Source organism: Candidatus Dojkabacteria bacterium (assembly GCA_030583845.1).
GTDB lineage: Bacteria > Patescibacteriota > Dojkabacteria > SC72 > JAHDCA01.
The window spans coordinates 536,321-560,316 of sequence record CP129478.1 but is presented as its reverse complement, the minus strand read 5'-3'; the positions used below and the strand labels follow the sequence as shown (position 1 = coordinate 560,316).

Genomic DNA, 23,996 nt, shown 5'->3' with positions numbered 1-23,996 from the left:
ATCAATCCTTATCCTGAACTTGAAGCCTACTGAATAGAGAAGAAGTCCATCAGTGCGATGATGGCCACACCCGAAATTGCGAGGAAGATAAGCGCAACAACAGTCCAGGTGATTGTACCCTGCGCCTGCTGTATCTTTTGAGGATCACCCTGTGAGGTCATGTATGTGTATCCAGCGAAGATAATCATCCCTACTGCCAGCAAAGCAGAAAAGCTAAGCGCTGCAGTCAAAGCATTGCCAATCACTATAGAAAGATCCTCAAACTTCGGAGGCGCTGCAAACACAGCACGGCTACCTAGGAATGTTAGCGAAGCTGCGATTGTGAGTGATTGAGCTATCTTTCTCATTGGCCTAATACCTGTACCAATATGAAGTTAATCACCAATGGCGATATAAAGCAAAGTACCAGACCGATAAGGATATAAATTATTGATTTCTGTGCTTTCTCGGCCTTTTCACCCTCACCTCTTGAGATGATGTATTGGAAACCGGCCCAAACAAGCGCAATAACAGCTACCAATGCTGCGATCGATATGATTAGGTTCATTGTTGAGACCACAAACTCCGACAATGTCGCGAAATCTGTTGGGTTTATAGGTTCAATTAGATCTGTTGCATCCATAACAAGATTTTACCATATATTTTATAGTCGGCAGTTTCTCAAACGTAATTACACATAAAGCACCTCTACAATAAAACAGCGCCCCGAACTATGTCCAAGGGCGCTGTCTATATTCAGAATCACAGTTCTATCCGCTTTACTGACCTAGGAATGCTGTCAATACGAAGTTGACGATCAATACTGAGATGAAGCAGATAACCAAACCTACGATTGCATACATAATACCCTTGGTTGCTTTATCAACCTTGTTCTCATCACCTGCTGCAAGGATATACTGAATACCGCTATATACCAAGAATCCAACTGCGATAAGTGCTGCAAGACCGATAACGGTGTTGAGAGCTGTCTGGATAAATGCCAAAAGGTCGCTCTGGTTTGTTGGGTTTAAGCCATCAATACATGCTGACCCGAAGCAAGGAGCTTGTGCATAAAGATTAGTAGCTGTGGAGCTAATCATTGAAGCTGATGCTACTGCAACAGTTGCCAGTTTTCGTGTGTTCACTTTTGTTATACCTAAAATAATTAATATATACTTTCGAGTTATGGGCTATTATATCTTATTGCCTTCTTAAGGTCAATGAACCCGCTCGTTCTCTAGAGTACCACGTCAAACACGAAGTTGACAATAAGCACCGAGATGAACACGATTACAAGTCCGATCACCGCATAGGTCACAGTTTTCTGCCCCTTATCAAATTTGTCCGAATCGCCTCCTGAGGTAATAATTGTAATACCACCAAATATCATGACTGCTACAGCAACCAAACCTGAGATGCCGATAAGCCCGTTCAAGAGTGCCTGCACCGTATCAATGAAACCAGCGTAGGTAGAGATATTATCACCAATCGGTGTACATATTCCGTACCAACAAGCCCCTAACCCTGTCGCCTCTATCTTCTTCGAGAACTTTTTGATCTTTCCGTTCAACATCTTTTTGAAAGCGCTAAATTTAAGGGTTTACACCCGGAATTTGCAAGACATTCTGAATCAGCACTAGAATTGCGACTGAAAGTGCAATAAGTAGAAAGCCAAGTACTGCATTGGTAATAGTCTCACGAGCCTCATTGAGCTTATCGGGGTTTCCTTGACTTGTGAGCATCTGATATCCGGCAAATACAAACAGTGCCACAAGTGCAGTAATCGCAAGAGGCACTGCAAGCCGCAATATGGAGCTTACTAAATCGTCTTCATTCCTTGAATCTGTTACATCATCAATCCTGTCACTGAGCGCGTCGGCGTAAATACGGCCTGCGAAGAGAAATGCAGTTGTGTAAATCGCAGTAAGAATTGCACCTATTCGAGCTGCAATTTTTGTTATTGATCCAATATTATTCACAATTAAAACCAGTCTAGCACATTTACTTATGCGGGGGAATTATACATTATCGGATAGAAAAGCGCTACAAAACGCCGTCATAACAAGTGATCGACAATTTCCGAATAATCCCACGACTAGATTACCGCATCCGAGCAGATATCACGGAAATCACAAAATCCACAGGTAAATTTGCTCGGTTTCGCGGCAAAATCCTCTTTTCTTATCAGCTCAACTACTTCATGGATCTTCTCTTTGCACTTCTGTCGCATTTTTTCATCGACCTCAATATCTACTCTCTCACAGTGCTCGACAAAGAGTAACCCCGCCTTCCGTACCTTCATATTAAACACCTCCTCACACACAATCGTGTACAATGCCAGCTGCAAATCGTTTTTCACATCCCTCAGCTCCTTCTTCTTGCCAGTTTTGTAATCCAACAGATCTACAACCTCGCGACCATCTTCTTTCCCTACCAGGTCAATCCTATCGATCTTTCCTGTCATCCCAACCCCCCCGATCTTGTAGTGAAAAGACTTCTCCAGCTCAATCGGATTTTCCTTGACCGAGTAGAAGTTTTCATAAAACTCGCGCAATTTTCTTTCCCCATACTCCTTGCGGATTTTCTCATGCTCTCGGCTATCATACCCTGTGGATATCCATTTATCATGATAGCTATCGATCAGATCATCCACTGTCGGGGTTTGGACAAAGCCCTCAAGCCCGGACAGAGCAGCCCTCTGCTGTTCATAGAAAGACTTAAGCACCGCATGCACTGTATTTCCAAATGAAAGCGTCGAGCTCGGTTTGGATGGAAGCCGGATAATATACTGATACTTATATTTTTTCCCACAATCATCATAAGTCTTTATCTGCGAGTAGCTCAGGTTTAAGGGCGCACTGATGTTGAGTCCCTTCACATCGAGCGAGTCATCGTAGGTTGAGATCTGAACTTTAAATTCAGGCTCCTTGCGAACATTTGCTCCATCTTCGGCAAAATCGAGCGAGACCTTCCTGCCAAGTAGCTCGTCGAGGAATAGACTTGGCTTCCGCTTGGTTTTCGCATCGCCGTATACTTTCGCCGCGGTCAGGTAGAGGCGCTCTTTGGCACGAGTAGCGCCAACATAGAAGAGCCTGCGCTCTTCCTTCAGGTGTGCTATCCGCTCATCCTCGTCACTAAACTGCTCTTTAACCAGCTCTTCTGCGATAGGAATTGTGTCGCTTCGTCGCCGCGTCGGGAATCGGTCTGACACCAGGTTTGTCAGAAATACTACAGGAAATTCCAAGCCCTTTGATCCGTGGACAGTCATAATCTTCACAGCGTCAAAATCCTCAAGCATATCCTCATCCACCCGAGGGCTCTCACCTATCTCAATGCTATAGTTCAGATAATCGACATAGTCGTAGATAGAAGCGTCATTATTGTCGCGCTCATAACTTTTGATCAGGTCGAAAAATTTTGTCATATTCTGAATTTTGAACTGATTCTCATACGATTCGACCTCCGTCATTGAGTCCAGGTAGCCGCTACTCTTCACAAAATCGTACAATATCTCGCCAATGCTTCGTCCCTCTTTGACTGCTTTAAAAGCGCTGTCAAAAAGTGTGACCAAAGCCTTCATTGAGTCGATAGCATCAGTGCTAAAGGTCTTCTCAATCAGATTGCGTCGATTTTCCGCGATCTCGATCTCTTCACTCTCCACATCGCCGATTCGAGTACCGGTTATAGCCTCTATCTCCTCAAATATAGATAGGCGCTGCTCTTTGGCAAGGCGCATAAGCTCCACCACATCGCGCGAATCCAGATCCAATGATTGCATCTTCAAGATGTTGAACATGTTTCTATCATCTTTGTAATCAACAACCAGCCTCAAGAAAGAGATCAGCTTCGAGATCTCTGGCCGTGAGTAGAGCCCTTTTGGACCAGAGAACTTGAACGGAATTCCGTAATATTTGAATGCCTGGATAAATTCATCCGAGTTATTATTTGCCCGAACAAGCAGTGCAATATCTGAGAATCTAAATTCTGCCCCATTCTCTTTCTCCACATCCACAAACATGCTCTGCCCTTTCGAGTCAAACTTCCTGCTTACGATCGAGTTGTCATTTTTAAGCAGCTCCTTGTTGCCTGTTAGATTCAGGATCTCTTTCGCTACGCTGTCGGCCTCAACTGCACCACTGTCTGCCACAATTAGCTGCACAGGATCGACCTCTGGTACCTCAAATTCGGCTCGAGCCGCAAGTCGTTTATCTATCGACTCAGATATCTCCAAACGGTCGGGGTTATTTTTCTGAATCAGGTCGTAGGCGGCGTTGAGTATCTCCTGTCGAGATCGGTAGTTTTCGACTAGTACCACTTTCTTCACACCTTTATATGTCTTATTGAATTGCAAGATGTTTGAGATAGCAGCACCTCGGAACTTGTAGATAGCCTGGTCATCGTCTCCTACAACAGTGACATTCGGCTGTTTCTGTTTTACGGTTTTATTCTTCTGGTCGCCGCCAAATGCGATCGTGTTCACGAGCACATTTTGGGTATAGTTGGTATCCTGATACTCGTCTACAAGGATATATTTGTAGAGGTCGTGGTATTTCTTTAGGACATTCGGCTTCTCACGGAAGAGTCTCAGGGTGAGCAGTATCAGATCTCCGAAGTCGAGCATCGACTCACGTACCTTGATATCTGAGTATTCTTTATACACTTTGGCTAGCTCAACTGCCTCCGCCTTTAGCTCTTCCTCCTCTTCAGTTGTTGAGGGCAACTTTTCGGCAAACTTTATATACTCCTCTGGGAAGACATCTTCATCTTGCAATCGCGAGAAGTGCTTCAGGATATCGTCGATGTGTGAGGTGGGGTTGCCCAGCGGCCTGAATTTATCGAGCGACATGGTGAACAGATTTTTCTTAAACAGGATATATGATTGAGCCTGGCTCATCAGCTTATAATTTGTATCGAGACCGATATATATCCCCTCCTGCCTCAAGATCCGATCGCAGAAAGAGTGAAATGTCGAGATGGCTATCTCTTCGTGGCCGATTGGCATTTCTTGATCAACCCTTTCGAGCATCTCTCCTGCAGCTTTCTCGGTGAATGTTAGGGCCAATATTTCAGATGGCTTAGCCCAGCCCTCATTAATAATATGAGTAATACGCCTAGTGATGACTGCGGTCTTTCCTGTACCAGCGCCAGCGATTATAAGCAGTGGTCCTGCTTTATGCTGTACTGCTTCTTGTTGTCGTTCGTTCAGATTGAACTGCATGGACACTTATACATTATTTTAGCTTAAAAGCTCAAGTATGCTTCTTAAATTCTCCCTTTATTTCGCTATATGCCTGCTCGTACTGCTTCATTACCATTTCATGAAATTGGGAGGGATAAAACTCGATCCTGCCCCTGCGATAACTCTCATTTATGCGTGTGGTATCTGGAGCATGACTGGTGCGTCGCATGTATAAGATCTGAAGTTTTCGTGCGGCACTGTTTGCAATTTTAATAAAGTTTGATGATCTGGTGCGGGCACTCTCCAGACTTGCGGGCATCGACACCTGAAACTTAGTAGCCACCCAAGGATTACTACTAAGTAGCTTCAGATGGTACTCCTTATTATATACCGGCTGTAGGTGTAGCAGCTCGTGCAATGTAAATATATCTTCATCAAAAGTAGTCCCTCTCTCCTCGCATACGAAGTTAATGCATAATTTGCCTGAATTTTCATCTTCATTAAAATAGCGAACGATCCCTTTTCCAAATAGCTTCACGAGCCCACGATAGATCCAGGCAGTGTAATCCTTGGTAACCACAAACAGATCGATATCATCCTCTTCTTTATAAGTGCCTGCTGCAAGCGATCCCGATACTCCTACAAACAGTACTCCGTATCGCAAATACCACTTCTCTTTAATAATTCTTTCTGCATACCTCAGCTGCTCCGCGCGACGCGACTCAAAGATCGCGTCGCTATCCGCTATCCACTTATTGACTAGCTCCTTACCACCAAGATTCTCAAGCAACTCAACGATATCGTTACCCCAATAGCGTTTTGCAATTGAGCTGTCGAGCCTCTTCTCCATCTGCTTTCGAAAAGCAATCATTTTGATTACTGCCTCGACGCGATCTGCATCCATACTTTTATTGCTTTTATCGCTTAATTTCATGCCCAATATCTGTTAAACTTTTACTGCCTTAGCAATCAATTATACTGCTGTTTCCAGAATAAGATAAAAACAGTAGTGAAAAGGGTGGCTCGGCGATCAAATTATGAAGCAGCATCCGATACCACAAAATATATTGGACGTAGAGTTTAAGCTTTTTACGAAATTTACAGTTCGTGAATTTATCTATATGGCCGCAGGGATAGGCTTTGGTGGGATTTTTCTCTACTTTGCCACTCGTGGAGAGCTCACATACTTCATTGCTGTCCCAATCTTCTTGATCTCTTCAGCAATAGGGCTATTCCTCGGATTGGTGCCAATAAATGAGCAGAAAGCCGATACATTCCTTACCAACTATATTGCAGCAATTACTCGACCAACCAGGCGAGTATGGCGCAATGAGCAGTTTGACCGGAAGGTAGAAGGGATTGCTGAGCAGCGCGGACTAGTAATGACACAGGGCGAGATGTCGCGTAATGAACTCCCAGCATCTTCCAAGAACCAGAAGAGTAAGATCATAGGTGGAGTTGATCCAAGTGAGATGGGGTCAAATCAATTCATGCAAAGCTCTCAGGTGACCCAGGCTCTCGACATGGAGGAGGAGCAGAGGCTGGCGGAGATTGAAAATATTGCTTCAACACAGGTCAGCATGCAGAGCAGTATGCCACAGCCACAACCGATGCAACAGGAAGGCACAGCAGTGCCTGAGAGTACCGCACCAGCACAGCCCGAGCAACCCGCAGTTGAGCAGCCACAGATGGTACACCAGGTAACACCGCTCCCGGCTCGACCTCGTGTAACAATTACCAAGGAGAACATCTCCCAATTCCAGTACAGTATTGAGGGCTTGGAGCTACACCCAAACACGATCTACCTCCACCTCCAGGACAGCTCGCAGCCACTTCACCGCGCTATGGTAATGCTTAGAGATACCTCAGAAAACATATTGCAGGTGTATCAGACAGATGGAGCCGGCAACCTAGTAAATGCAAAGCCGCTTAAGCCAGGTGAGTACCTTGTAGACATAGAGTACGGCCAGTATAATTTCCCAAGACTTCACTATGTAATTGAGCAAGGTATATATCCACCAATTTTAGTGACCCCTTTAAATTAGTTTATTGATCTGCCCAATTTGGACCCGAAAGTTAGAAGCAAAATCAAACCATCGACACAAGATCACCTAGAGATACTCGATGTAATTGACGATTTAGTAATCACCAAAAGCGGCAGTGTATCACTTGTCATCCAGACCAACGCAGTTAACTTCGACCTACTTTCAGAGTATGAGCAAGACAGCAAGATCTACGCCTTTGCTGGTCTCCTAAATTCGCTCAACTTCCATATTCAGATCTTGATCAAGACCCAACGAATCGATATTGCCAACTATATCGACTACCTCAATCAGCAGCTCTCACGCCCAATGTCTGAAGGCTTAAGGACCCAACTCACTGTCTACACCTCTTTCGTTCAGAACCTAATCGTCACTAATGATGTGCTGGATAAGAAATTTTACCTGGTCGTCCCCTACAATCCAGCAAACCCACTGGCTGGAGCTAAGCTGAAAAAGCAGAAAGCTGCCGCAAACAGCATATTGTCTGAAAAGCATAAATTACAGGTAGCTGAACAGGGGCGAATCTACCTCTACCCGAAGCGCGACCATATTCTTAAGCAGCTTGGCCGGATGGGACTAATGGGGCACCAGCTTGAAAATAACGAGCTGATTCAGCTATTTTATGAAGTATACACACCAGAAGTATGAGCACCACACAACCATTTGAAAAAGATCCAAACCGCTTCACTAAGACTCACCAGTCTAAGACTCAGCAGATGATCGATAAGCGAAATGAGACACTCGACCCAGGAAAGAAGATCAATGATTTCCAGCGACAGGTCAAAGAGGATCGCCTCAAAACCAAAGAGCTCGAAGATAAAGAGCGATATGACCCAACAGTAATCAAGAAACGTAGCCCACTCCAAAACTTCCTCGCCTATCTCCCCGTTATCGGTAAAAACTACGCGCCGAAGAATGATGAGGAACAGATAGCCGCAGAAGAGCAAGCGGTAGATGGGCGAAAAATCGAAGGGCTTACAATCGAAGACCTTATCGCCCCAATCGACATGGAGGTAGATTTTAACCACCTGAAGATTGGCGACTGGTACTTCCAGACATATTTTGTTAGCCCGCAGGGCTATCCACGTTTTGTCGGGCCGAACTGGCTCTCGCCTATAATTAACTTCGAGCATTCGCTCTATATCAGCACTTTCTATTACCCAGTAGATTCGAAGGTGATTTTGCAAAAGTTAAAGCGCAAGATCGGTGAGATGGAGGCAACGTTGTACTCGCAGATGGAAGGCCGCAAAGCCGTCGATCCCACGCTCAAAGTAGCCCTAACCGACGCTCAGCAGCTTCAAGACTCGATCGCAGAGGGCACCGAGAAATTCTTCCACTTCGGGATGTATGTCACCATTCAATCAAAAGACAAGGATGAGCTCGAAAAGATCGGCAAGAATGTGACATCGACTTTAGCCTCGATGAATGTGACTGCAAAGCCAGCGGTTCTCCAGCAGGAGCAAGGACTGATCAGCACACAGCCGCTCGGCTTGGACAAGATGTTTATTACCCGAAATATGGATACGACATCGTTGGCTACTACATTCCCATTTGTCACCTCGGAGCTCACCATGGATCATGGGATCATGTATGGGATCAACCAGCATAACCGAAGCTTGGTTATCTTTGACCGATTCGATATGGAGAATGCAAATACAGTTGTATTTGCCAGGTCGGGTGCTGGTAAGAGCTACTTCGTGAAGCTGGAAGCGGTGAGAAGCCTGATGTTTGGGACAGAATTGATAATTATCGACCCTGAGAAAGAGTACGAGAGACTGTGCCAAGCTGTTGGCGGTGCATATATCTCATTCTCACAAGATAAAGGCGACAAGATGAATCCATTTGAGCTGTCAGGACTTGGGCAAGATGAAGATGAGTTGAGGATTAAGATGCTCTCATTACAGGGCTTCTTCAGGCTAATGATGGGACAGTTGAACCCTATTGAAATTGCAATCTTGGATCGTGCCTTAATCCTGACCTATCGCGAGAAAGGGATCACACTCGATCCTGCGACCCAGCGAAACGCCGATTACCCTCTGCTTGAGGACCTGTACAAGGTATTGAAAGGCATGGCAGAGCCTGAAGCGCGAAGCATGGCAAGCCGCCTCGAACGATATATCATCGGCTCAGCCAAGGGCGTGTTCAATGAACGGAGCACGGTCGAAATTAATAATCCGTTCACAGTATTTAGCATCCGTGATATGGCCGACGAGCTCCGTCCGATGGTTATGTATCTGATGCTGGACTATATCTGGACCAGAATTCGACGTGACATGAAGCGACGGATCTTGATCGTGGATGAGGCGTGGTACATGATGCAAAATGAGGACTCAGCCAAATTCTTGTACGGCATGGCGAAACGAGCACGTAAATATTACCTCGGACTCACGACAATCACTCAAGATGTTGATGATTTCCTTAAGAATGATATGGGACGCGCTATTATTACTAACTCTTCGATCCAATTCTTGATGAAGCAGAGCCCAGCTGCGATTGACCGGCTCACTGGCACTTTCAACTTATCAGAAGGTGAGAAACAGTATCTATTAACTGCCGACAAGGGTCAGGGCTTATTCTTCGCTGGAGCAAACCATGTGGCTATCCAGGTGGTATCCAGCCAAGCCGAGCATGAGCTTATTACCTCCGATCCGAAAGACCTCGAGAGAATGCGTGCCGAAGAAGCACAAGGCATTAAGAAACAACGCCCGCTCGAGGAGCTTGCGATGATGTATGACCCGCCAGCAGTCCAAGATCCAATCAAAGATCGCGTCCGCAGGGACAAAACAAATGTAATCAGCCGTGCAGTCCAGAGCCGCAAGGAGCAGGTTGACCAGATGATTGAGGATAGGCTGAAGTATCATGCTGTACCACAATCGGATGTAAACACTCAAGGCATGGTGGATATGGATGGTGATGGCATTGCCGAAACATACGCATCTATGTCAGACATGGTAAGCGCGGAAAGAGATGCATTGCAAAAAGGTAGGTCACATATCACTTCACAGGGCATTGTTGGAGGCACGGTTCCTGTTGAATCAACAGCTCCGACTCCACCACCAAGTCAGCCAGCCCAGCCAGGATATGAATCTCCAGATTTTGGGAGTCCCGAGGAGCCAACCAACCCAGTCCAATAAATTTGCCATAAAGAGCTTTGGGCATCTTCAACATTTTCAAAAGCAAGCCAGGCACGACTCAAGCTGACCAGCCAGTCGCACAACCAGCTGCGCAAAACAACCAAGCCACAACACCCACGGCAGGTGGCACAACCCAAAGCATTGCTCAAACGAAAGAACAATCCGACTACGATAAACTCATGGCTTTTGAGAGAAAGATCGGCGCTCCATATAGCGGCGGGGCAACTATAAACGCCACAACAGAAAGCCAGCAGAAGAAGCAAGAGGATTTGGCGTTAAAAGTCAGAAACCCATTCAGAGGAGCGTAGTCGCAGTCCCATAGTACTAAAATATTATAAGTTAGCGGCCTAATCCCCATCCGGACACTCAATCGGGTCCATAAATTTCGCAGGATTGTACACTTTGTTCTTCCCCCATTCCGCCAACATAAAGTGCAAGTGTACACCACCGTTCGTCTTGCCTGTTCGACCCATCTGACCGATTGAGGTGCCAGCCTCGACAAAGAATCCAGTTTTTACATAAACTTCGTTAAGGTGACCATATACCGTTGATAAGCCTGATTCGTGCTCGATTATCACACTCCTAGCTAACCCTTCGCCACCCTGCTCTTCACCGTCGGGCGGGCAGTTTCTCGGCTCGCAACCGGCAAAGGTCACTTTACCGCGATGTGCAGCTATTACATCTGGATATCCTGGATGCGCTATATCGATACCGTTGTGAGCAGCCGAAACGCATTGGGTTATTTTTCCGAGGCCACGTTCCACAGGCCAGATAAGCTTTAACGAGTCCTGCTGTGACAATACTTCGTTCGATGCGGGTACAGCATATATATGCTGCGGAATATATGGTTTCTGAGCGACAGGCTCTGAAGGTAAGCTCTCTCTACTGCTTATCGACGGGTAGCCGCTTCTCACCGACCCTGCGAATAGAAGTGCTGATACCACAAGGCTTAAAGCTGTTACAAAAATCGTAGCTTTTCTATATCTGCGTTTGATCCCTTTTGATCCCATCTTTTATACCTTTCATTTTGTGCCGGCAGGTAGCGATTACTTACTTCTAGCTTAACGGCCCTTGGTCAGGCAATACAAATTCTTTTAGATTTTCAGTCGTTATAACAATAGGAGCTGGTGCACCCTCAACTATCTTCCTGGCGACTGCGCGCACCATAGTCGCGAGATTTCTCTCAAGCTGGCGCAGTCCTGCATCGAAGCCAACAGGGCGTACAAGTAGTGGCCATACATTTTCTTCGATCACTATCTGATCTGGTCGGAGTCCAGTATTCTCTATCACCTTCGGGAATGAGAAATTCTTGGCGATTGTTGTCTTCTCTTCGTCGTTGTAGCTGGTAAAGCGGATAACCTCCATGCGGTCTAGAAGTGCTGCAGACAATGTCCCCAGGTTGTTCGCCGTACAGATGAAAAATACTTTCGATAGATCGATCGGGTGATCAATGTAATGGTCGATAAAGGCGCTGTTCTGCTCTGGGTCAAGTATCTCCAACAACGCTGCCATAATATCGTTGAGCAATCCACTCTGGCCGCTTGCCTTATCTATCTCGTCTAGTAGGATGACCGGGTTCATGCTCTTGGTGCGGATCAATGCTTTCACCACCTGTCCTGGCTCAGCATCGAGAAATGCCTTAGACTGCCCACGCAATGCTTGCACACTGCCGATGGCCCCAAGCGCGACCCTTGTGAAATCTCTCCCCATCGCCATAGCGATCGACTTGGCAATCGAGGTCTTACCAACACCCTGCAATCCGACGAATAGCATCACAGGGGCGTTTGCGGATGATCCTCGAAGGATAGCCATCTCCGGGGCTACAGGTGTGACAGAGGCTGATGCAGCACCAGGCGTGACAGTCGGCTGAGCTGAATTCTGGCCTTGCGCAGCAATCGCACTATTCTTGAGCTGCATCACAGCCAGATAATCGAGTACCAAATTTTTGACTGTATCCATACCGTAGTGTGTCTTGTCCATGATCCCCTTAGCGTTCGCGACATCAAGCCTATCTTCAGTGTATGTCCCCCACGGGATGCTTGTAATCCAATAGATATATTTCTCTACCGTCTCAAATTCACCTGTGTAGCTTCCTCGCTTCGCCATGCGATACAATCTCTCGATTGATCGTAAGGCTTTTTCCCGAAGCTCCTCTGGCATCTGCGAGCTATTAACTTTCTGCTCTAGCTCTTCTATCTCTTCAATTACCTCGCTGTCGGTAGATGGACTTGCTTTTGCTTTCGGTGGAGCTTGCTCAACGATTGGCGTGCTGCTATCTACAGCTATGTTTGAATCATTTAATGCTTCAGTCGTACTGATTGCAGAAGTTGTAGCCTCGGCGATCTTAATCGGATCGGGTGCGGCTGGAGAGCTTTGAACAGCTGCAGCTAGCTCTTCTGAGACAGCTGGCTGATCAACGGGTAGTGGAGTTACTGGAGCAGGCTGCGCTACTGGCGGCGTTACCACTGCAGGCTGAGCTACTGGCGGCGTTACCACTGCAGGCTGAGCTGATATGCTCCCGACACTTTGCCCTGGTGCCAGATTTGAGTTGTTTAGGAATTGGTCTTGGTGGTTCATGGCGTTAAATTTCACTTAATAGATTAAACTATCCGGGGCGAAAGGACAAACATCCGGTAAGCTACAGGCTAGCTTCGGCTTATGCAACGAGTAGTAAATGGCTCTTGTCGATGCTACTACCATGGTATATAATCCGAAATCTGACATCAACCTGACAGGTATCTGATGAAGACTCGAAAAGAGTTGAGGCAACAAGTCGTTTCACTCCTGCCCAACGGTAACTATATTACCCTTGTCGGCATGAACGGCTCCGGCAAAAGCGATTTCCTCAGGCAACTCGATGACGAGAACCGAGAGACTAACCCAAACAATGCGATTGTACTTGTTAGAGCATCAGCGCTGATCGATATTACTGTTGAGTCATTTTACGGACTATTGATTAGCACCATGCTAGACGTGCTAGGCGTTGCTTATGAAGACAGTAGCCAAGCTCTATTGAGTAAGGACTTGTACAAACTAAATAAAGCAGCCAGCAAGATTATCTCCGAGTATCTACTAGATAAAGAGAAATCTGTGACCATCGTTGTGACGAATATTGATAGATACGCACATCTTGGACCACAATTCTATATGAGTCTGAGAGGTCTGCGAGAGCAAGATATCAATCGCATCGGCTATATCTTCACAGGCAATACCGACCTTTTAAGAAAGTTGACGAGAGAGTGTGTAGGATCATTTGAAGAGGTTTTGAACGCTCTAGTCCTCAGGCTTTCTGTAGATGATTACCAGTACTTTGAGGAGGTTATTGAATCCGCAGCAAAGAGGTATAAGTATCCGGTGACAAAGGAGGAGAAGAAACATATTCATAGCATTGCCGGGGGGCATGCAAGTTTTATCAAATATACAGTTCAATATCTCTTGGAGAATGGCGAGTGTGAGGTAAACAACCTGCTCGAGTACGAACCAATCAAAACAAGGATAATGAGATTAGTTGATGAAATGGGCTCTGATCTGTACAGATATTACTCAACGACTGAACCTTCAAATATGGAGGATGGCTCATCAGAACTTGACCAGCTGATTAAAGCAGGTTTCATCATAAAGCCAGCAGATGGTGGTTATGCAGACTCTATACCGATACTCAGGGCCTACTCAAAGACTCACCCGGCAGCTGCTTCAGCAGAGGTTAAGGTTGAAAATGCTGACATCCAAGGAGAGTCAAACCATACGAAGAGCGACCCAGAGGTACGTGATGGAAACATCTACTTCGACGGTGAGACTATAGGTGACGAACTTTCAGAGAGAGAGTTTGAGCTTTTATCACTCTTTGTCCAAAACTATGGGAAAGTTGTCACTAGAGACGATGTTGCCGAAATTCTTTGGAAATCACGTTCCATAGAGAAGTATTCTGATTGGGCAATAGATCAGACAATTTCTCGTCTAAGAAAGAAGTTACCTCAAGGAGTAACTATTAAAACCATTAAGGGCAGAGGTTTCAAACTTGGCAGGTAGACAACACCCTATCCCTCTCCAATAAGCCACCACTCAGACAAACGTCAGATTTTGACAGGATGTGTCAAAACCGTGACAGAACTTCATCAAGCTGACATCAGGAATGACCTATATTATTCGGTTATTAAGATATCAAATTAACTCTCAATGGAACCAATTCTATTGACTCAGTCGGGGATCGAAGAGCTGCAGATGCAAGTTAGCAAGCTTGAGGTTATGCTTCAAAGAAGAAAAGCCTCAGTTAACCGAACGGTAGAGTGGTATGGCTCTGACGATGAACAATACTTTGACAGATTAGAAATTAAAAATGAGACACAGGCAGAGTTAGATAAATATAAAGATATTCTCAGAAAAGCTAAGAGTGTCGAGACCGTAACTACAAGAAGCACAGATGTAGTGGAACTGGGCTCTATAGTCCATCTGGTTAACCCCGACACCCATTACGAGATGCAGGTAGTCTCAAGCGTAGAGGCAAACCCTCTCAAAAATAAGATCTCTGTCGACTCACCTATCGGGCAGGCTGTCATAGGAAGAAAAGTCGGAGACTTGGTAGATGTGAGTACACCAGTAGGCAAGGCACAATTCCGGGTTGATAGGATATCATGACACCAACACCGCACACACAGCTTAAGTTTGACAGAGAGCTATTACCAACCGCTCTTGCGGAGCTCACAAGGGAAAGCGAGAAAGTTAATCTTGCGCTCAATCTCGTATATACAAAGCTAAGCGGTAAAGTGAGAGGGAATGTAGGAGATAACGCCTTTTACCATGCCTGCAGGGTAGCAAATTATATCCTGACCAGGCTTGGTATTCGCGATATTGATACCGTTGTCTCGGCAATACTCCACGATGCTGTAGAAGAATTCGCCGTAACCACTGAAGCAATGCACAATGTCTTTGGACCTGAGATCACAAGTAATGTGAGGTGCCTAACTCGCAGCAAGTATAGCGACACAAAGCAACCAGCAAAAACATTTCAAAAAGCTAGTCAGAATTGGAAATTAGCGGATGCCTCACTTTCAGTGAAGATTATCAAACTGTCAGACCGAATCGACAACCTCCAAGGCGTTATTGGAGTCAGCAGCTCGGATCCTCGTTCTCTGAAGATCCCTTACTGGATAATTGAGACGCGGCTTTCGCTGCTTCACTTCGCGAAGGCGACCCACCAGCTTCTTTACGAAGACCTTATAGATGTAGTAAAAGCCCTCGAGTATCAACTAACACCGGAAGAGAGCGAGCTAGTCGATCACTACCTTCGCAGTGCTAACATACCCAGCGATATCAGGAAACATCTCCAAGAATACGCTGGCTGACCCACCACTTAGCTCCCCCTTATTTGCCACAACAAGCAGATACTCATAGCTATACTCTTTCCCCTTCTCCATTGTGCCAGTGCCGAAGCTTACATAATCCTTGGCTGCAACACCACTCCTATCAACAGAGACGCCATTGTACTGCCAGAATTTTCGCATCGTCTCCATTGATACACCGGCTAGATTGAATCGCAACGGCTCCGTGCCTGAAGGCACAAAGTCACGCACCACTACATTTGTATAATCAGCATCCGGAGTCACTTTAACAGTCACCTTCACTACATCTGCAACCTGCAAGTCTGACTCGGCAATCGGCTTACCACTATCCAGATCGGTTAATGATCGACTAATTGTGAAGCCTTTCGATTCTGGGATCTCGTCCGTCACACTCTTCACATTAGCGGTCAGATATAGCTCACCTTCGCCATTTCTAGCAATTTTAATCACATTCTCGCCCTCCTCAAGATATTTCGAATCAATTGATGCAACCACTTTCGAATAGCGGCTATCACCTGTTAACTCAAAATCCTCTACTTCCTCGCCATTTACAAATAGCTTTAGATTATTATCCTTACCAAAGTCAGCAACACTTTCGGAATCAGCCACCGCCAATGCATACATAATTGCCGCGGAGTTCTTGTCTCCATAGTAGCTATTAACGTTTCGATCAAGCAGCCAGTTTCGCACTTTATATTTGGTATCCCATGATTCGAGCGGTGCTAGTGCCAGATAAGCTGCTGATGTCACATAGTCTGAGCTTCCCATAACCTTGAAGTTGCTCTCGATATCCTCCCAGAACATTCCTCTGTCTGATTCTTCAGCCAAGTTAGGCAGGTAGCCAGAAAGCCATGTTGAATCTCCGGTATTGCCGATCTGATTAAATGCCTGCATGAACAGAGCGATGGCCAACGGATCAGACTGAGCCTCGGTGCTGCTTAGGAAAAGCTCTTTCATGTCTTCGGAATAAACAAGTCGCACTATCTGCGTCGACAGCGGCCAAGCCTTTGAACGCCAAGATCTTATCCTGCACTGATGTATGATCTGACACAATATGCTGCGCGAAATATTTAGCCATCAAGCCCCTCTGCGTTTGTGGCAATGGCTTCAGCTCTTCCACGGCTACGAGTGCTTCAGCAGCCAATACTGATGATTCTAACGATACTGCGTCATAGCTAAACCATCCGAACCCACCATTCTCAGCCTGATTGGTGCTTAGCAGTTCAGCATAGTAAACAAGTTTCTTCTCAAGCTCGGCTTTCGGTGTGTCTGGCTGCAGATCATCATAATGCTCTACTATGAAATTATCGTGCAAGATCGCACTAGCCAATTGAGGTGTTGAGTTCAATCCGGGATCGACAGCATATTTGAAGCTATCAATTGAGAACGCCTTCGATACGACCAAGTTTACCTTTGTGGCATCTTTGCGCACTGACTCAAGATCGAACTTGATTTCGGCACTGTTTTCATCAGTTTTGAGCAGCTCTGAATGCAGCTCATTCGAGATAATGCCATCTGTATAGACTGGGAGTGTATATCTGATCGCATCAAGCTTGGTCTCTCCCTGTACTAGCTCAGCGGTCAATTTTGCCTCTTCAACCCCGGCTGCGGGTACAATCGTAAATTCATGCTCCTGGCGTGTATTTGCAGGTAGATTCACATCGATCTCCTTATCTCCTTCTGAGCAGCCCTCACAATCAAATTTTAGCTTACCACTTACTGCGCTGCCAAAATTTGCAGCTTCGACTCTAACTATCATCTTGTCTCCATCGCGGATAAATTGTGGCACCTCAATGTCTAAGAATTGGTCAATTCTGCTGGTAAATAAGTCACTCCCGTAGCCATAGTCATTATCCTTGCTCGCGCCATACCCAGCTACCGACCATGTGGTCAAGCTGTCAGGCAATGTAAATTTCACAGTGGCACGGCCATTGGCATCAGTTACAACTGTAGGATTCCAGTAGGCTGTATCAGGGAAATCATCTCTTGCCGAAGTACCATCACCACCACCGCCACCAGCTCCAGATCCGTCATCGACCTGGTTATACATAGGATTACCTAATTCAAATGTGAAGTATCGCTTGCGTGATTCAAAGTGCTGCCCAAGGTCAGGATAGGCGAAGCTGTTGTTCTTCAGATCTAGGAGAGCTTTATCAACGACAGCAACCGAGACGGAGCTGCTAACCGGCTTGCCAGCACTATCTGTTGTAGTGATATTTAGCACAGCTTCTTCACCTGGCTTATAACTTTCCTTGCTGCTCTCGATCTTCACATCGAGATCATATGCTTCTGAATCTACAGAGAGAGTACCACAGCCATACGACCAGCCTTTACCACGCTCACCATTCGGTTCGGCTTCACTCGGTGTAGCTATAACATATGCGCAAATGCTAAGGTAGGGTGCCATGCTCTCTTTAATCTCGATCTCGATCTCTTTTTGACCATTTGCTGGTAATTCTAGCTTGCCTCGCTGGTCTATATTGGATGAGGCAACCATATATACTCCCTTCCCTCCTGAGAGCACTGAGATGTCTACTTTAACCTTCTCTCCTGGCTTAGCTCGCAGGACAGACGGTGTAACTTCAATATTGTTGTAATATTGCCTTCTTTCGTTGCTCAACTCGGAAATGTAGAAGTTATACGCATAATCCTTTACTGCCTGCTCGAATTTAACCTCGATGCTGTAGCTTCCGTGCTTCAGATCTTTAAGTTCTACGCTTACATTGCCATTTCCATCAGTTGTATATCTCTGGTCATAGCCAGGAACAGTTTCAGTGTGCTGAATAGTCCTATAAACAGGCACATGGCTCTTTGTGTATTCATTGTATTCCTCCTCGCCGGTGTCTACCCATTCGGTCCAGCGCCTTGTTACAGCGATATTAAATGACTTGTTGCCGATTGGATCTCCTGACCACACCTTCTTCGACTTGAAATTCAAAGTTACATCTTTAGTTTGACCTTCATCTACTGAGATAGAAGTTGAATCTGTGGTCATCTCAATATCGTAGTCATAGTCGGAGACTAAAGCGCTGCTGTGTGAAAGCACTTGATACTCAGCATCAGCGGTAACAAGTGCGACTCGATATGCCGTAAAGTTCATGTCACCATTGTTCCTCAAATGTGTGAAACTGTAACTGTACCTACCAGCTTGATCTAATGTCACATTTTTTTCCTCAACTAACTGTGATGCGATATATCCGTACTGCTCATAATGATCTGATTGCATCATTGTAGGCGAAGGATTGCCCTTGTAGAGGCGCAGCCTTGCTGTCTTGCCTGCGAGCGGTTGGCCCGAATAGTCGGTACCTGTAACCACAGCCTTGATTGGCTCGCCTGCGAAATACTTTGGTTTCTCAAACTCCACCACAAACTGCTGATCAGGCTTGCTGTATTCAGAGACATCAATAACTGTGCTTGCAATCTGCTCATCTTCTACATACATCCTAATTCCAACATATGCTTGCTGCTGTGTATAAGGGATTGTGAAGCTACCATTAACAACTCCGAATTCATTTGTGGTTTTGAATTCACCTTCAAAGATTGGTAGAGTGCTTGCTCCAATATTCTCACTATCAAACATGTAGCTGTATGCTTCATCGGCAACCACCCTCACAGTGAGAGGTTGCGGGATTGCGAGCGTGTCACCCGACTGTTCTCGGACGATCCCGCTGAAGTTGACTGTATCCCCAGGCTTGTATAGAGGCCTGTCTGTGCTCAGATATGTCGGATATGTATGATTGCGGTTAAAAATAGAGCCTCCATGCATCCCCTCATATGCAGGGTAGTCTAACCATCCCTCGTTGCTGGAAAATACAATCCAGCTCTCGCCAGCTTTACCGATCACTACATTCCCATCCGTGTCGGTCGAATAGAAGCCCTCACCATTTGTTTTCGCACTCCCTACTTTCTTACCGCTATCATAAACATCCATGCTTACCTCTGCGGCAGGAGTCTCATTAACCATATTGTAGACGTAGCCATGGTTTCCATCGGACTGTGTAGCGATAATACCGAGGTCGGTTTTAACATAATACTTATACGCAGTGGTTGTGCCAGCTTTATTTGTTGCGGAGACAATATAGAATCCACGATTAGGCAGAGCTTTGACATATCTTGGGTCGTCGATGTTTAACTGCTTCTGCTCTATAAGCTGAATACCATCTGGCAATGAGGTAATCTCCCCAGTTAAGTTGGTGATGTGTGTAACTGCACTCTCTGCTGGTACAGAGTAAAGCTTTACAGTGATAGGATAAGCAGAGTCACCCGAAGTTCGCAGATTTACATCAACACCATTTGTTACGTTCTCTACTGGCTTACTTATCCAACCGAACGACACCATATCACTCTCGATATATTTGCCCTTTGAGTCGGTGGATCCAGTATCAAAGCTAAACTTATAATCCTCACCTAATTTCTCACCGTCACCGTTTGCAAATTCACCGCTTACTGTGACATCATAAAGGTGATTTGGAGCGAGATTATCATTTGGGATAAAGACAACTTTCATGCCGATCTGCTCATACCGACCAGTTAGCTCTGGTGCAATTTTCACATGCTTGGCCAATTCTTCGGCGCTAATATTCTTATGGTTGAATTCAAATTCAATTGTAGTATCCACAGGAACCTCTTTGGCCTTATCTCTAGGAGTACTACCAATGACCGCAAATAGTGGCTCTACCCTGAACACCCACTCGATATCTTTGCGCAGCTGTGAGCCATCAGCGAATGTGACACCATCAACAAGTGCGATTGTATATTCAGCACCACGTGCCAGCTCATCCTCGATCTCAACTGTAATTTTCGACCCATCCCCATCGGCCTCTGCTGTAGCGGTGAAGGGTACCTCTGGGGTCACTTTTATGGCATCGTTGAGGTTGCTAGTAATGGCGCTCTCTGTCTCGAGCGTGAAGCTATTTTGAGTCGCAATGTAGCCAGACGATGTAATGTTGGCAGGCTGCAGGCGAACCGCAGGAATAGGCTGTGAGTTTGCTAGATCGGATGGCGAGCTTTCACCCATGAGCTGTGGGACGATGAAGATTACAGCAATCGTGAGTGCTAGTAACGATGCAATGCTTCCACCTGCCCAAGCGAATGCCTCCTTTGAGAAAATACGCGGCTTTGATGTATCCTTGCCTGCCTGCTCTTTGATTGACTCCGACAGCTCTTTCTTAGATGAATCAGCAGCAAGCTTCTGCGCCAGTCGCAGATCGAGCGACTTCATGTCGACACTCTCTTCAAGTGATCTTATAGGAGCAAACATATCTCCAATCTGATCCTGTATCTCAGTGAACTTTGAGAAGTCGGCCTTATCTGCATCATGTGCGGCTTTATCAGTGCTGATTTTTGGAGTGCTTTCTGCAGCCGGGTTAACCGGCTTCTGCTCTTGCTTCCTGTTTAATCTATTTTTGAACTTTTTCATTAAATCTTTCATTATTTAAGATCCACATTAATTATTTAATGAACTCACTGATCTATATCCTGATCCTGGTCATCTTCATTAACCAGACTCTCAAGATTCAGATCATCAGATTCATCTCTATACTCCATCTTGGCTTTAACTTTCTCCAAGGCTCTATATAAGGTCATTTTTACAGCGCCCTCGCTTTTACCAAGTGTCTCGGCTATCTCTGCAAATTGGAGGTCATCGTGGAATCGCAGGGTGATTATCTCTTTTTCTTCTGAGGTAAGTCCCTCAACCACAGCTAGCATGAGCTGAACCTCTTCATCTTTAGCAAGACTTTCAAGGTAGCCAGGCTCATCCTGAGTTACAATTTCAAAAATCTCCTCCTCCATTTCAACCTGCTGCATATTGCGGCCAAGCTTTCTGAAATGGTCAATCACTTTATTTCTTGATACTGTAAAGAGCCAAGCTTTAACACCGTTGGCGTCTCTATCTTGAAGTACTTCGGGATGCTCGGCTAACTTCACAAACACATCGGCCGTGAGATCTTCAGCGAGTTCCTTTTTGTTTACTTTTCGATAGATGTAGAAAAATACCGCTTTCCGGTTATCAAAGTAACATTTCTCGAATAGCTTTTGTGACTTCCTGCGCATAATTTTCTTATGTTTTTCACTTTGAGCATTTGATTTCATTGCTTTATACGCATTGGAAATGGCTTCGTAACAAGATCGGGTATCGTCGCTCAGACCCGATCGGGTCTGAGCACTTTTGGTTCGACCTGGCCGGGTTCAACGGCTTACTGTGCGAGCGACTTCAATACGGCCACCTCCTTTCGAGCAGTTGCCATGCTTTTTAAATTGGGTGTTTCAAGTATGAATGGCTTGTCTGCGAGCTTTGAATGGGATAGTAGCTTTTTAATAGCTTCACTACCTATCTCACCCTCGCCAAGATTTGCGTGACGATCTTTATGAGAATCAAAAGGTTTCATCGAGTCGTTTAGGTGAAAGGCTTTTACATTTTCGAGGCCGATTGTGGATTCAATTTGTGAAATTATCCCGTCGAGATTATCACGCCAGTCGTATCCAGAGACAAACATATGCTGCGTATCTAAGACATATCCGACGCGTGCCTTGTCCTCAACGCCTTCACGCATCGCGACTAGCTCTTCAAGTGTGTCGCCCATAATCTGACCAGATCCTGCCGACGATTCAAGCAGAATCATCCCACCTTTTAGCTGCTCTAAAATCCAGTTAAGACCATATGAAATACGCTTAACCCCTTCTTCTGGAGTCAGATCTTTAGCCGAGCCTGGGTGGAATGTTACCCCTAACACCTCGCACTCCGAGCCTCTCTCTTTGATGCCCTCAGCTAATTTTGCCGAAGCGGATAGGTGGGTTAAAAGTGAAAGCTTACTCAGATGAAACATCTGCTTCTCGGCACGAGCGAGATTAATCAGGTACACTCCGTGAAATAGGATTTTCTTAATATTTGAGTTTGCGGCTGCTTCGGCGAACTCTTCGATCTGCTTCTCATCGATATCCTTAGTAGACCAGCGCATCGGAGCAGAAAACATTGTCTGGATTGAATTTACTTCAAGCTCTAAACCGTTGGCTATAGCATTCTTCAAGCCTCCCGACGCCGAAACATGTGCTCCTAAATATCTTTCCACAGGCTTGATTTAATGAATTTATCCCCAAACGTTCCACCTTAATTTTATGCTATGCCATCGGAATTGCCGTGTCAATTGGAAAAGTGGAAATGGTCAGCCCGAAGTAGGGCATCCCGGAGCCGGGACGCCCTACTTCGGGCTGACCCAGCTTAAGCCTCTTGTGGCACACCTTCGTATGGTCTAAGATCTATTTAATGAATTACAAGAATAAAAAGCGACTACAATCACTCGCCATCATTCCAGTATTAATGGTGCTCACAGGTATCGCAGTTTATGTCGTTATTAACAATGACACACAAGACACAAGGAGCAGCGCCGATAACCCAAACGGCAGCATAAACCTCTCCCCTGCACTTATCACAGCTGATAATGGCGAGCAGTTTAATGTAGAGATTCGGGTTAATCCTGACAATGCCAATAGTGGAAGCGCAATGGCCGTCGACGCAGTGATTAAGTATGATCGAACCAAAGTACAGGCGACCCAAGTCACAAATGGTGCAATTGCAGGTACATATCCGTACGAAGGCAATAGCGGTATTACCCACAACAACGGCACGGTAAGAGTTAGCTGGGTAGGGTTTCGAAACAACGAGACAGCCCCACCGATTACATCTAACCAGCTGCTTGCGACAGTGCGCTTTACAGTGCTAGCCGAAGGCGAGAATGAGATCAAGACAGAATTTACAAGCACAGGCTCAACAGTCGACTCTAACATCGTCCGCAATAACAATGGCACTGCGCAAGATATTCTAGGAGCATCCTCGACCGTAACCGTAAATGATGGCGAAGGAGAACCAGATCCACCACCGCCGGACCCAGGCGACCTACTTGGCGACCTTAATCAGGATGGCAAGATTTCATTAAGCGATTATTCCCTATTCCTTCAAGATTATAGAGAGTGCCGCAACAAAAACTTCACAGATTGCAATGCACGATCTGACCTCAATGATGACGACAAGGTCTCTCTCGGGGATTACGCAATCTTCATTCGAGAGTACAAAGCCTATAAAGCTGCTCATCCAAACGGCTAGTTTAATGAAATCTCGCACACATTCGGCCTATTTTGCCGATTTTGCTGCCTACCTATGATATAATCACGCAGGTATGGAGAGGTGGCTGAGTGGTCGAAAGTACCTCACTGCTAACGAGGCGTGGGCCTTTTAAAGCCCACCGAGGGTTCGAATCCCTCCCTCTCCGTATTGTTTTAGTATTCAATATTGAATACTAAAACAATACTACGAGGCGGGATGAGA

General features: G+C 45.8%; 21 protein-coding genes and 1 tRNA gene. 9 read left to right on the top strand and 13 right to left on the bottom strand.

The window, feature by feature from the left end:
- Positions 1-26: 26 nt before the first annotated feature.
- From QY318_02550 to QY318_02520, 7 genes are all read right to left on the bottom strand, one after another.
- Positions 27-347 (bottom strand): hypothetical protein, encoded by a 321-nt coding sequence (locus tag QY318_02550; protein ID WKZ30704.1) that lies wholly within the window; start codon positions 345-347, stop codon positions 27-29.
- On the bottom strand, positions 344-622 hold the full coding sequence (locus QY318_02545; protein ID WKZ30703.1) for a pilin: 279 nt from the start codon (positions 620-622) through the stop codon (positions 344-346). Before QY318_02545 ends, QY318_02550 begins: the two co-directional genes overlap by 4 nt.
- Positions 623-758: 136 nt before the next feature.
- Positions 759-1,124, bottom strand: coding sequence for a pilin (locus QY318_02540; protein WKZ30702.1), 366 nt, complete (start codon positions 1,122-1,124; stop codon positions 759-761).
- Positions 1,125-1,216: 92 nt separating this feature from the next.
- Positions 1,217-1,552: a hypothetical protein gene (locus QY318_02535; protein ID WKZ30701.1), complete on the bottom strand. Its 336-nt coding sequence runs from the start codon at positions 1,550-1,552 to the stop codon at positions 1,217-1,219.
- A 19-nt stretch (positions 1,553-1,571) separates the two neighbouring features.
- On the bottom strand, positions 1,572-1,958 hold the full coding sequence (locus QY318_02530) for a hypothetical protein (GenBank protein WKZ30700.1): 387 nt from the start codon (positions 1,956-1,958) through the stop codon (positions 1,572-1,574).
- Positions 1,959-2,074: 116 nt separating this feature from the next.
- Entirely contained in the window at positions 2,075-5,197 is a 3,123-nt protein-coding gene (locus tag QY318_02525; protein ID WKZ30699.1) for a UvrD-helicase domain-containing protein, read from the bottom strand.
- A 31-nt stretch (positions 5,198-5,228) separates the two neighbouring features.
- On the bottom strand, positions 5,229-6,092 hold the full coding sequence (locus QY318_02520) for a nucleotidyltransferase domain-containing protein (protein WKZ30698.1): 864 nt from the start codon (positions 6,090-6,092) through the stop codon (positions 5,229-5,231).
- A gap of 103 nt (positions 6,093-6,195) precedes the next feature.
- Between QY318_02520 and QY318_02515 the strand changes: the two genes are divergently transcribed.
- Genes QY318_02515 through QY318_02500 form a run of 4 tightly spaced genes read left to right on the top strand, consistent with a single transcriptional unit; the run spans position 6,196 to position 10,642 of the window.
- Positions 6,196-7,203 (top strand): PrgI family protein, encoded by a 1,008-nt coding sequence (locus QY318_02515; GenBank protein WKZ30697.1) that lies wholly within the window; start codon positions 6,196-6,198, stop codon positions 7,201-7,203.
- Positions 7,204-7,221: 18 nt separating this feature from the next.
- Positions 7,222-7,848 (top strand): hypothetical protein, encoded by a 627-nt coding sequence (locus tag QY318_02510; GenBank protein WKZ30696.1) that lies wholly within the window; start codon positions 7,222-7,224, stop codon positions 7,846-7,848.
- On the top strand, positions 7,845-10,334 hold the full coding sequence (locus QY318_02505) for an ATP-binding protein (GenBank protein ID WKZ30695.1): 2,490 nt from the start codon (positions 7,845-7,847) through the stop codon (positions 10,332-10,334). The genes QY318_02510 and QY318_02505 overlap by 4 nt, the downstream gene beginning before the upstream one ends.
- 17 nt (positions 10,335-10,351) lie before the next feature.
- Positions 10,352-10,642: a hypothetical protein gene (locus QY318_02500; GenBank protein WKZ30694.1), complete on the top strand. Its 291-nt coding sequence runs from the start codon at positions 10,352-10,354 to the stop codon at positions 10,640-10,642.
- Between the two features lie 39 nt (positions 10,643-10,681).
- On the opposite strand, the gene QY318_02495 is transcribed toward QY318_02500, so the two are convergent.
- Together QY318_02495 and QY318_02490 are read right to left on the bottom strand one after the other, a co-directional pair.
- The gene (locus tag QY318_02495) at positions 10,682-11,344 is read right to left on the bottom strand and encodes a M23 family metallopeptidase (GenBank protein ID WKZ30693.1); all 663 of its coding nucleotides are present in this window, start codon (positions 11,342-11,344) and stop codon (positions 10,682-10,684) included.
- 46 nt (positions 11,345-11,390) lie between these two features.
- The gene (locus QY318_02490; GenBank protein WKZ30692.1) at positions 11,391-12,911 is read right to left on the bottom strand and encodes an AAA family ATPase; all 1,521 of its coding nucleotides are present in this window, start codon (positions 12,909-12,911) and stop codon (positions 11,391-11,393) included.
- Positions 12,912-13,076: 165 nt separating this feature from the next.
- On the opposite strand from QY318_02490, the gene QY318_02485 reads away from it, so the two are divergent.
- The 3 genes from QY318_02485 (at position 13,077) to QY318_02475 (ending at position 15,676) form a co-directional block, all read left to right on the top strand.
- Positions 13,077-14,363, top strand: a complete 1,287-nt coding sequence (locus tag QY318_02485; GenBank protein ID WKZ30691.1) for a winged helix-turn-helix domain-containing protein — start codon at positions 13,077-13,079, stop codon at positions 14,361-14,363.
- Positions 14,364-14,510: 147 nt separating this feature from the next.
- A complete protein-coding gene (locus QY318_02480; GenBank protein ID WKZ30690.1) occupies positions 14,511-14,969 on the top strand; it encodes a GreA/GreB family elongation factor in 459 nt (152 codons plus the stop codon).
- On the top strand, positions 14,966-15,676 hold the full coding sequence (locus QY318_02475; protein ID WKZ30689.1) for an HD domain-containing protein: 711 nt from the start codon (positions 14,966-14,968) through the stop codon (positions 15,674-15,676). Before QY318_02480 ends, QY318_02475 begins: the two co-directional genes overlap by 4 nt.
- On the opposite strand, the gene QY318_02470 is transcribed toward QY318_02475, so the two are convergent.
- From QY318_02470 to QY318_02455, 4 genes are all read right to left on the bottom strand, one after another.
- The gene (locus QY318_02470) at positions 15,602-16,630 is read right to left on the bottom strand and encodes a hypothetical protein (GenBank protein ID WKZ30688.1); all 1,029 of its coding nucleotides are present in this window, start codon (positions 16,628-16,630) and stop codon (positions 15,602-15,604) included. The two genes, QY318_02475 and QY318_02470, sit on opposite strands and share 75 nt — an antisense overlap.
- Complete coding sequence (locus tag QY318_02465) at positions 16,590-21,092, bottom strand: alpha-2-macroglobulin family protein (GenBank protein WKZ30687.1); 4,503 nt, start codon at positions 21,090-21,092, stop codon at positions 16,590-16,592. The genes QY318_02470 and QY318_02465 overlap by 41 nt, the downstream gene beginning before the upstream one ends.
- Positions 21,093-21,136: 44 nt before the next feature.
- Positions 21,137-21,766, bottom strand: coding sequence for an RNA polymerase sigma factor (locus tag QY318_02460; protein ID WKZ30686.1), 630 nt, complete (start codon positions 21,764-21,766; stop codon positions 21,137-21,139).
- A gap of 104 nt (positions 21,767-21,870) precedes the next feature.
- Complete coding sequence (locus tag QY318_02455) at positions 21,871-22,743, bottom strand: deoxyribonuclease IV (protein WKZ30685.1); 873 nt, start codon at positions 22,741-22,743, stop codon at positions 21,871-21,873.
- Positions 22,744-22,937: 194 nt separating this feature from the next.
- On the opposite strand from QY318_02455, the gene QY318_02450 reads away from it, so the two are divergent.
- Together QY318_02450 and QY318_02445 are read left to right on the top strand one after the other, a co-directional pair.
- Entirely contained in the window at positions 22,938-23,774 is an 837-nt protein-coding gene (locus tag QY318_02450) for a cohesin domain-containing protein (GenBank protein WKZ30684.1), read from the top strand.
- 75 nt (positions 23,775-23,849) lie between these two features.
- Positions 23,850-23,940: transfer RNA gene (locus tag QY318_02445), tRNA-Ser, on the top strand.
- Positions 23,941-23,996: the final 56 nt, after the last annotated feature.

Bases quoted from the DNA above. Each gene is read 5' to 3' on its own strand.
- QY318_02550 (WKZ30704.1), bottom strand. From the start codon at position 347: ATGAGAAAGATAGCTCAATCACTCACAATCGCAGCTTCGCTAACATTC.
- QY318_02545 (WKZ30703.1), bottom strand. From the start codon at position 622: ATGGATGCAACAGATCTAATTGAACCTATAAACCCAACAGATTTCGCG.
- QY318_02535 (WKZ30701.1), bottom strand. From the start codon at position 1,552: ATGTTGAACGGAAAGATCAAAAAGTTCTCGAAGAAGATAGAGGCGACA.
- QY318_02525 (WKZ30699.1), bottom strand. From the start codon at position 5,197: ATGCAGTTCAATCTGAACGAACGACAACAAGAAGCAGTACAGCATAAA.
- QY318_02520 (WKZ30698.1), bottom strand. From the start codon at position 6,092: ATGAAATTAAGCGATAAAAGCAATAAAAGTATGGATGCAGATCGCGTC.
- QY318_02515 (WKZ30697.1), top strand. From the start codon at position 6,196: ATGAAGCAGCATCCGATACCACAAAATATATTGGACGTAGAGTTTAAG.
- QY318_02505 (WKZ30695.1), top strand. From the start codon at position 7,845: ATGAGCACCACACAACCATTTGAAAAAGATCCAAACCGCTTCACTAAG.
- QY318_02495 (WKZ30693.1), bottom strand. From the start codon at position 11,344: ATGGGATCAAAAGGGATCAAACGCAGATATAGAAAAGCTACGATTTTT.
- QY318_02490 (WKZ30692.1), bottom strand. From the start codon at position 12,911: ATGAACCACCAAGACCAATTCCTAAACAACTCAAATCTGGCACCAGGG.
- QY318_02485 (WKZ30691.1), top strand. From the start codon at position 13,077: ATGAAGACTCGAAAAGAGTTGAGGCAACAAGTCGTTTCACTCCTGCCC.
- QY318_02480 (WKZ30690.1), top strand. From the start codon at position 14,511: ATGGAACCAATTCTATTGACTCAGTCGGGGATCGAAGAGCTGCAGATG.
- QY318_02475 (WKZ30689.1), top strand. From the start codon at position 14,966: ATGACACCAACACCGCACACACAGCTTAAGTTTGACAGAGAGCTATTA.
- QY318_02470 (WKZ30688.1), bottom strand. From the start codon at position 16,630: ATGAAAGAGCTTTTCCTAAGCAGCACCGAGGCTCAGTCTGATCCGTTG.
- QY318_02465 (WKZ30687.1), bottom strand. From the start codon at position 21,092: ATGAAAAAGTTCAAAAATAGATTAAACAGGAAGCAAGAGCAGAAGCCG.
- QY318_02460 (WKZ30686.1), bottom strand. From the start codon at position 21,766: ATGAAATCAAATGCTCAAAGTGAAAAACATAAGAAAATTATGCGCAGG.
- QY318_02450 (WKZ30684.1), top strand. From the start codon at position 22,938: ATGAATTACAAGAATAAAAAGCGACTACAATCACTCGCCATCATTCCA.